We start from the raw sequence: 7,881 nt of genomic DNA, 5'->3' as shown, positions 1-7,881 counted from the left end.
GCACGACGCCATCGCCGCCATCGAGCTCGCCCTCGCCGAAGCCGAACGGCTCGCCGGAGCCCAGCTGGTCGACCTGGCCCGGCGCGCGACCGACGGCACCGTGCAGCCGCTGGTCACGATCGTCACCGACAACGGCGGACCTGGCAAGGCCGTCACACCGCCGAGGAAGCCGAACAAGATCGCCGCGCCGGAAGTCCACGAGGCCCGGGAGCAGGCCCGCCACGAGCACTCCTCCCAGCGCATTCCTGTCGAGCACGCCCTCGCCGACCACAAGCGCTGGAAGGGGCTGGCCCGCTGGACCCACCGCCGCGACACCCTCCCGGCCACCTACCTCGCCGTTGCCGGCCTCGTCTCCGACCGCACTGCCACCACCTGACAGCGGCAGCAGCTCAGGTCGCCACATCTCCGCCGCAATCACGCACCAGGTCGTAAGTCTGATGCCGGAGTCGGCCTGAGGGGCCATGCACCGTTGCCACGAGCACGCCGTTCAGACTCCCGTTCTCCCCTCCCGCTCCCGGACGGCCGCCGCCTGCCGAGGCCTGCCGTGAAGGGGTAGATGTGGAGACAGAGGAGATCGAGACGGTCGAGGGGTTTGTCGAGCGGGTAGCCGCCATCGACGTGGCGAAGGCGGCAGGGATGGTGTGCATGCGCTTCCCGCACCCGGCTCGGGACGGCCGCCGAGTCCAGGAGGTCTGGAACGTCGCCGCGGCCACGAGTGCCGTCCTCGAACTGGGAGACCGGCTGCTGTGCCCAGGGGTGACCCGGGTGGTGATGGAGGCTACCGGGCTCGTACTGGAAGGTGTTCTTCTTCCTCCTGGAGGCCCGGGGCCTGGAGTGTTGGCTGGTCAACGCCCGTGAGGTCAAGAACGTCCCCCGGCCGGCCCAGGACGGACAAGCTCGACGCCGTCTGGCTCGCAAAGCTCGCCGAACGCGGGATGCTGCGGCCCTCGTTCGTACCACCGAAACCGGTGCGCCGACTGAGGGACCTGACCCGAACCCGGACCGTACTGACCGAGGAGCGGTCCAGGCACAAGCCTTGACCACGGTCGGCGCGATCCGCAGGATGTCGCGGGCGAGGTCGACCGGGCATCCGGTGTAGCCGCTGTCGGCGCACACCAGCGTGGCGTGCCAGTGCCGTTCGCGTATGGCGGGCCAGCCGTCTTCGGTCGGTGTCGCGGTCGGTGGCGGGTGCTGCGGCGACCATCACCGCCAGTTGAAGCCCGAGGGCGTCCACCACGATCGCCAGCCCAGTCGGTGCAGTGCGCCTCGCCGCGAGCCGGGTCTCGACGGCAGGAAGAAGGCCAACGGACGTGACCGACACCGATGTCCGACGGCGCCGCTGGGGGCGCGCAAACAAGTCCGCGTACGCCTCTGGGCGCGTGGTGCGGAACAAGTCATCATGTGGCTTGACCCTCATCAGCCAACTGGTCTCCTGCGGCAGCCCGCGCCGCGCTTCGGCTCGCCGCGGCGCCGTCCGTCGCAACCTGGCTCCAACCGGGCCCGTCCACGCCCTTGCCGACCTCCCGGAGAGCAGGGCATCGCCCTCGCCTGGCGATCGTGAACACCGAGTAGAGCACCACGACCGAGCGATCCCGCATCGCGCACTGGACCGCCCCGGCTCCACCCACCACATGCGGTTCCCGGCCGTTGCCAAGACCTGTACCAGGCGTAACTCTCCGACCAGCATGTTCGGCTTCCCCTGGATCGCGGTGGCCGATACTCGAGCGGGTCGGCACGCTACCGCCGACTCTGTCCACAGACTTGTGACCAGCCGACACAACCGCGGGCGCACGGACCAGCCAGGCTCGACGCGCTCTGGTCCCAACTACGCCGCAGACGCGGGGCATCCCCGCCCCGCAGACCGCGCCCCGGCCGGGTGCCAGGTCCACCGTGGCGCCCCACGCGGCGGCCGAGCGTCGGTCGCTGCCGAGGAACAGCGCCAAACCCCTCGGATTCCAGGAAGGGACGCACCATGAAGCGAAACCCTGTTGCCAGCCTGTTCTGCTTGCTCGCTCTGGCCGCAGCCACGATCACCGCCGGCGCGCCGGCCCAGGCCGCCGTGGGAGACATCCTGTGCACGACACCGAGCAACGACTCCTCGACGTACTCGCCGCCTCTGAGCCTGACACCGGTCAGCACCACCGTAACGATCACCCGGGACCTGAACACCTGCACCTCGCTGAGCGTGCCAGCCATCAGCTCGGAACCCGTCACCGTCTACCAGGTGACCATCCCCTCCTACTCGTGCCTCACCATCCTGAGCACCACCCCCGCTGCCATCACCTTCACCTGGAACAACGGAGCCACCACCGTCGTCACCGGGACGAGGACCGTCAACCTCGCCGCCGCCGTCCTGACCACTACCGTGACGGGCACCGTCACCTCGGGCCTATTCCTCGGCGACACCGTCGTGTACCAGCTCGTCGCCCCCTCGACCGCCGTCCTCACATGCACCCTCGGCCTGGGAACGGTCTCCAGGATCGACAGCATCGCCACCCTCACTATCAACTGAGCTCCCGGCGATCCGGAGAATCATGACAGACGAAGCGTGCCGCACCCGGGAACCGGCGGTCCGTCAGCTGTCCACCGCCCACGCCGTATCGGCTGGTGGCCCGCCGACGGAGAGGATGTGGTGAACGATCTGGAAGGCTTCGGCGACAGGCACCGTGTCTTCGTCGGCGTATTCGTCGCCCTGCCCATTGGCCAGGATGAAGCCGCTGCTCCAGCCTTCGGCTCCAGGGTCCACGGCATGTTCACCCGGATCCCCTTCACGGTCGAGCCGCATGACCATCGCGCGGTCGGTGTTGCTCACGACGCAAAGCAGTCGACCCGACGAACTTGTCAGCCATGACTCAAGCCTCCCGTCGGCGGGTCGAAGCGGGCCTGGTAGCGGACCTTGCGGTGGGTCTGTCCCGGCAGGGTGTCCGTCGCGGCGGCCACCGCCTTCTCGAGCGGCCACCACTCCACGGTCATGCCCGTCTCGGTGGCAGTCAGTTCCTGCTCACCGACCGTCAGGTCCCGGGCGAGGAACATGTGCAAGTGAGCGGTGCTCTTGGTCATCAGCGCGATCTCACCGAGCGGGCTCCACGTGGCGGCCGTGATGCCGGACTCCTCCTTGAGTTCGCGCCGGGCGCCCTGCAGCGGGTCCTCGCCCGGGTCGAGATTCCCGCCGGGCGGAGTGAGGACCTCGCCGTGGACATAGGAGCGGTAGCGGACCATGGCGATCCGGCCCTGCTCGTCCAGCGCGACCGTCAGCGCGCCGTCGAGCTGGGCCTGGTGGAACTCGAAGACCCCTTGGGTGCCGTCGGGCCGGGTCACCGTGTCGCGGTGGATCAGGTAGGAGCGGGTGTCCAGCAGGGTCTCGCGGCCGTGCTGTTGCCACGGCCACGGCACGGCCGGCTCGCGGCTGACGGTCGGTGCGGCGTTCACGGGCGGACTCCTTCAGGCTGGCTGCCGGCGAGCAGCGGGAGGTAGTGCTGTAGGTAGGGCGGGACGTGGAGGCCGAGGACATCGGCCGCGGGGACCAGGCGCAGGGCCTGGCCCTCGTCGCCGAGCACCAGGTCGTCCTCGGAGCCGTTCCAGGCGGCGTGCAGGACGCGGGTGAGCGGGAGGCCGAGGCCGGGGTGGGGGTCGGGGAGGGTCCGCAACCCGGTAGCGTCGATCCCGATTCCGGCCTCCTCGCGGACCTCGCGCACCGCGCTCTCCTCGGCGCTCTCGTCGCCCTCGCGCCAGCCGCCGATCGGAGTCCAGTAGCCGGGCCAGGGGCCGGGACCGGTGTCGCGCAGGTGCATCAGCAGCCGACCAGCGGCATCGGTGACGAGGACCAGGACGCCCTCGAAGTCGTCGCCGGCCGGGGCGGGGCGCTGAAGGTAGAGCGGGCGGCCGCACCGGTGGGCACGCAGGACCTGCCGAAGCCGCTGGTAGTGGCCCAGGTCCATGTGGTGGCGCCAGTCGTGGGCCGTCTCGAACCGGAACTCGGTGTGCTCGGCGGGGTCGAGGCGGATGCGGGCCTGCTGCTCGGCGGTCAGGGTGCCGCCGTCGAACACGTGGCCCACGACCGGCACCGGGTAGTCGGCGTCGGCCTGGGTGTGGACCACGGAGACCAGGCGACGGCGGAGCACCTGCGGGTTCTCCGCGGCCAGGTCCAGGCCCAGTTCCTCACGTGCCTCGCGCACTGCGGCATCGAACGGGGACTCGCCGTGCTCGACCATCCCGCCGGGGAAGTCCCAGACGGCCGTCGCGGCGGCCGAACGCATCTGGAGGATCCGGCCGGCGGGGTCGGTGACGAGGAAGGACCCGTAGGTGGCGGGCCGGGCGATGGTGGTGAGGTGGCCGCCGACGGGCCGCCAGCCGGGGGTGGCGAGGCGGCCGGCCAGCCACGTGATGACCTCGTGCTGCTCGTCACCGGTGTGCGGCAGAGCGTCGGGCCGGGCCCACTGCTGGCCGTCGTGGTCGCCGGACAGGACCGCGGTCGTGCCGTCCGGGACGACGGTGGTGAAGACGAACTGCCGCACGAGGGGGCCGTTGTGGTCGGTGTAGTCCAGGGTGCGCGCGAACTCCAGCTGCTGGCCCGTGAGGCCGGTCGCCTCGGCGAGCGCGCGCGCCACGCCGGCCTCGATGTCCCCGTCGCCCTCCAGGACGCCGCCCGGGTACTCCCAGAGACCGGGCAGGTCGTCGTGGGTGGCCCGCCGGATCAGCAGGACCCGACCGAAGCGGTCGCGGACCACGACGCCGACCCCGAAGTGTTCGATTCCCTCGCGGCGGGCAGAAGCCGTCATTATCCCGAAGTCAATCATTCGTAGAGCCCCTTGTCCTGGAAGGTGAGCGCGGCGCGACCCAGCGCCGTCACGTCGCACGACAGCGTCAATGACTATGTTTTACATAGGAGTTGATGCTTCATCGGGAACGGTGCCCGGGGTTGGAGATCCTGCCGCTGTTCGAGTCGTCCGATCAAGCCAGGCGGTTCCCGGCGAGCCCGGGTCGAAGGCGGACTTTTCGATTTCAAGCGCCTTCCGGTCTGCTCTGCCCCGATCGCGTCGGAAGCGGTGCAGCGGGCGCCGGCCGGTCACGATTCACCGATCGGAGGGCGGTCGGGCGGAGGGAACGGGAAGAGATCGGTGGCATCGAGGCGGACCAGGCAGAGCTGCACCCGGCTGTCCGGGTGGAAGACGCGCCGGGGCAGGAAAGCGCGGTCGCCACCGTCCGGAACGCTGAGGCCCTCCTCGATGACCGGGCGACCGGTCACCAGCGCCTTCAGGTGCCGGGCGGTGTCACCGTCGCTCTGCGGCCGGGGCCCGGGCGGACGGCTGTGTCGGCCTGCCATGCTCACCACCCTCCCGGCAAGCGGCTCCGGACCGGAGCGCGGGCGGTCACGCGCCCGCCCCGGACTCGGCAGCCACGTCGGCGCCAGGGCCCATGCTGCGGTTGATCTCCACGACGCTGCCGAGCTCCAGCGCCCGCAGGCCGGCGGCCGCGCGGTCGGCGAGCACCGCCGGCAGCGCCTCCTGGGCGTCCTTCGGCGACAGCCACCGGGCCGCGCGGATCTCCCCGTCGGGGAAGCGCAGCGCCCGGGCCTGGGCGGGGTCCAGCGGTTCGGCGTCGTAGACGTGGCAGGTCAGGGCGCGGCCATGCCGGGACAGGGTGGCCGGGTTGCAGTCGGAGACCAGCAGCCGGCCGACCGGCACGCGCCGGCCGAGTTCCTCGGCGATCTCGCGCGCGGCCGCCTGGCGCGGAGTCTCGTGGGCCTCCACCATGCCGCCGGGCAGCTCCGCGTGGTCCTTGTACCGGGGGTCGAGGACCAGAATCCGGCCCTCGGTGTCGCGCACGAGCACGGTGGCCGCGGCCATCGGCGCTGGCAGTTGCCGGTAGTAGTCGAGCCCGTCCCGCAGCACGCGCCGTCCGTCCCGCAGCACCGCGGTGTGCGCGCCGCGCTCCGCCCGCGATGCCTCGGCCAGACGGGCCGCGACCGGGGCGGCGAGCAGCCTCATCGCCTCCTGCTCGGTGGCGAAGCGGGCCTCGCGGATCTCGCTGCGCTGCAGCGGCAGATGCTCGACGTCGACGGGCGCCTTGGGGTGGGCGGCGTAGACCAGGGCAAGGAGAGTGCGGCCCCACCGTCCGCGCGGCACGGTGTCGTGGACGAGAAGCCTGCCGATCTCGGCGTTCAGCCCCAGTTCCTCCCGCAGCTCCCGGGTGAGGCCGTCGACGGGTTCCTCGTCCTCGAGCATGCCGCCGGGCAGGTCCCAGCCCGGCTTGTACACGGGGTCGACGATCAGCACCCGGCCCTGCCCGTCGCGGATCAGCGCGTCCGCGCAGGCGGTCGGCGCGGCGTGCGCGGCCAGGTAGGCCACCAGGTCGGGGGCCGGTTCGGCGGTGTCGGTCACGGTTCTCCTCAGGTGGGCTGGGCGGTCAGCGGACGACGTAGGCGGGGGCGCCGGTGCGCAGCGCGTCGAGGACGGCGAGGGTGAGGTCGTGGGCGTGCGGGTCGTCCAGGTGCTTCAGCCCGGCCTCGTTGACGGTGACGACCTTGTCGTGCTCGTCCGGGTTGAGTCGGATCGCGGCGAGCTGCGCCGGGGTGAGGACCCCGCCGGAGAACACCAGTCCGACCTTGGTCGGCCAGCCGGCGCGGGGCTGCTCGACCACCATGGCCACCAGCGGCAGCAGCTCCGGGGCGGGGGTCAGGCGGATGCCGGTCTCCTCCCAGGTCTCGCGTACCGCCGCGTGCAGCGGAGTCAGATCGGTGAACTCGACGTCCCCGCCCGCGTACTGAAGTCCCTTCAGCGGGTTGGTGGAGCGCAGGAGCACGGCCTCGCCAGTGACGGTGGTGAAGAAGATCGCGCCCCACATCGGGGCCGCCGGGATGCTCGCGAGGTAGGCGGGCAAGGGCTGGTAGCCGGGGAAGGGCTTGGGCTGGGCGGCGTGGCGCGCGATCAGGTCCCGCTCGTGGTCGGCGAGCCGGTCGGGCAGCTCGGCGGGCAGCACCCACTGGTGCGCGTCGTGCTCGGGGCTGAGGACGACCTCCGGCTCGTGGTCGACGACGGCGGCGAAGACGAACTCTCGTGCCAGCACCCCGCGGGCGTTGGTGTAGTCGTGGAAGCCGAGATAGGCAGTGAACCGGGCCCCGGTGATACCGGTCTCCTCCTGGAGCTCGCGCCGGCCGGTGTCCAGCACGCCCTCACCCGGCTCGACGCCGCCGCCCGGGAGCTCCCACAGCCCTCCTCCCAGCAGCGCGGTCGCCGCGCGGCGTACGAGCAGCAGCTCAGCGCAGTGGTTGACGAGCAGCACCGAAGCGGCGGGACGCTGGATCCCGGCGGCCGCGGCGTCGGCGATCAGGTCGAAGGGCGGGTGCTGCTCGGTCTCGGTCACGGGGCGCTCCAGGTCATCGGGGCCGGGCCCGCCACGTTGGCGTAGCCGAGCGAGCGGTAGAGGTGCTCGGCCTCCGGGGAGGCGGTGAGGTTGATCTGGCCGCAGCCGCTGGCCGTCAGCCAGTCGTGCACGGCCGCGACGACGAGCCGGGCGTGGCCCTGGCGGCGGTGGTCGGGGTCGGTGGCCACCGAGGCGATGTGCCCGACGTGCGGGCCCTGCCCGGGCCGGGGCATACGGTCGGTGTACTGGCCTACCGCGCAGGAGACCAGCCGTCCCGCGCTGTCGTCGATGACGAACGCGGCGAATCGCACATCGTCCGCGAGACGGTCGGGGAACCACCGCTCGCACTCGGCGTTCCAGGGCTCCGACGGGACAATCCCGGCGGAGTGGAGCATGACCAGGCGCAGCCGGGTGAGCTCGGCGGCGTCCGAGGGCAGGGCTTTGCGCGGACTGCGCGGGGGGTGCTGCACGAGGCGGTTCCTCTCCTGGAGCGGCGTGGGCTTGACGGAGCTTCGGTCA

General features: G+C 71.7%; 10 protein-coding genes and 1 pseudogene. 4 read left to right on the top strand and 7 right to left on the bottom strand.

Going from position 1 to position 7,881, the window contains the following annotated elements:
* The 4 genes and pseudogenes from PUR56_RS16815 to PUR56_RS16805 all read left to right on the top strand — a co-directional run.
* Window positions 1-376 (top strand): annotated as a pseudogene (locus PUR56_RS16815) (hypothetical protein); the annotation flags it as partial.
* A gap of 182 nt (window positions 377-558) precedes the next feature.
* Window positions 559-858, top strand: a complete 300-nt coding sequence (locus PUR56_RS16810; RefSeq protein WP_329949538.1) for a hypothetical protein — start codon at window positions 559-561, stop codon at window positions 856-858.
* Window positions 747-1,040, top strand: a complete 294-nt coding sequence (locus PUR56_RS43500; RefSeq protein WP_443034520.1) for an IS110 family transposase — start codon at window positions 747-749, stop codon at window positions 1,038-1,040. Before PUR56_RS16810 ends, PUR56_RS43500 begins: the two co-directional genes overlap by 112 nt.
* A gap of 932 nt (window positions 1,041-1,972) precedes the next feature.
* Window positions 1,973-2,512: a hypothetical protein gene (locus PUR56_RS16805; RefSeq protein WP_329949537.1), complete on the top strand. Its 540-nt coding sequence runs from the start codon at window positions 1,973-1,975 to the stop codon at window positions 2,510-2,512.
* A gap of 63 nt (window positions 2,513-2,575) precedes the next feature.
* Here PUR56_RS16805 and PUR56_RS16800 read toward each other — a convergent pair whose 3' ends face one another.
* The 7 genes from PUR56_RS16800 to PUR56_RS16770 all read right to left on the bottom strand — a co-directional run bounded on the left by PUR56_RS16800 (window position 2,576) and on the right by PUR56_RS16770 (window position 7,832).
* Window positions 2,576-2,812, bottom strand: coding sequence for a hypothetical protein (locus PUR56_RS16800; protein WP_329949536.1), 237 nt, complete (start codon window positions 2,810-2,812; stop codon window positions 2,576-2,578).
* A 29-nt stretch (window positions 2,813-2,841) separates the two neighbouring features.
* Window positions 2,842-3,429, bottom strand: a complete 588-nt coding sequence (locus PUR56_RS16795) for an NUDIX hydrolase (RefSeq protein ID WP_329949535.1) — start codon at window positions 3,427-3,429, stop codon at window positions 2,842-2,844.
* Window positions 3,426-4,778, bottom strand: a complete 1,353-nt coding sequence (locus PUR56_RS16790) for an NUDIX hydrolase (protein WP_329949534.1) — start codon at window positions 4,776-4,778, stop codon at window positions 3,426-3,428. The genes PUR56_RS16795 and PUR56_RS16790 overlap by 4 nt, the downstream gene beginning before the upstream one ends.
* Window positions 4,779-5,065: 287 nt before the next feature.
* Entirely contained in the window at window positions 5,066-5,323 is a 258-nt protein-coding gene (locus tag PUR56_RS16785; protein ID WP_329949533.1) for a hypothetical protein, read from the bottom strand.
* 46 nt (window positions 5,324-5,369) lie between these two features.
* A complete protein-coding gene (locus PUR56_RS16780) occupies window positions 5,370-6,380 on the bottom strand; it encodes an NUDIX hydrolase (protein ID WP_329949532.1) in 1,011 nt (336 codons plus the stop codon).
* A gap of 25 nt (window positions 6,381-6,405) precedes the next feature.
* The gene (locus tag PUR56_RS16775) at window positions 6,406-7,362 is read right to left on the bottom strand and encodes an NUDIX hydrolase (RefSeq protein WP_329949531.1); all 957 of its coding nucleotides are present in this window, start codon (window positions 7,360-7,362) and stop codon (window positions 6,406-6,408) included.
* A complete protein-coding gene (locus PUR56_RS16770) occupies window positions 7,359-7,832 on the bottom strand; it encodes a GNAT family N-acetyltransferase (RefSeq protein WP_329949530.1) in 474 nt (157 codons plus the stop codon). The genes PUR56_RS16775 and PUR56_RS16770 overlap by 4 nt, the downstream gene beginning before the upstream one ends.
* Window positions 7,833-7,881: the final 49 nt, after the last annotated feature.

This window comes from Streptomyces sp. BE303, from assembly GCF_036290945.1.
In the GTDB taxonomy this organism is placed as follows: domain Bacteria; phylum Actinomycetota; class Actinomycetes; order Streptomycetales; family Streptomycetaceae; genus Kitasatospora.
Note: the sequence above shows the minus strand (reverse complement) of the source record. Positions and strands in the feature narration are given on the sequence as shown.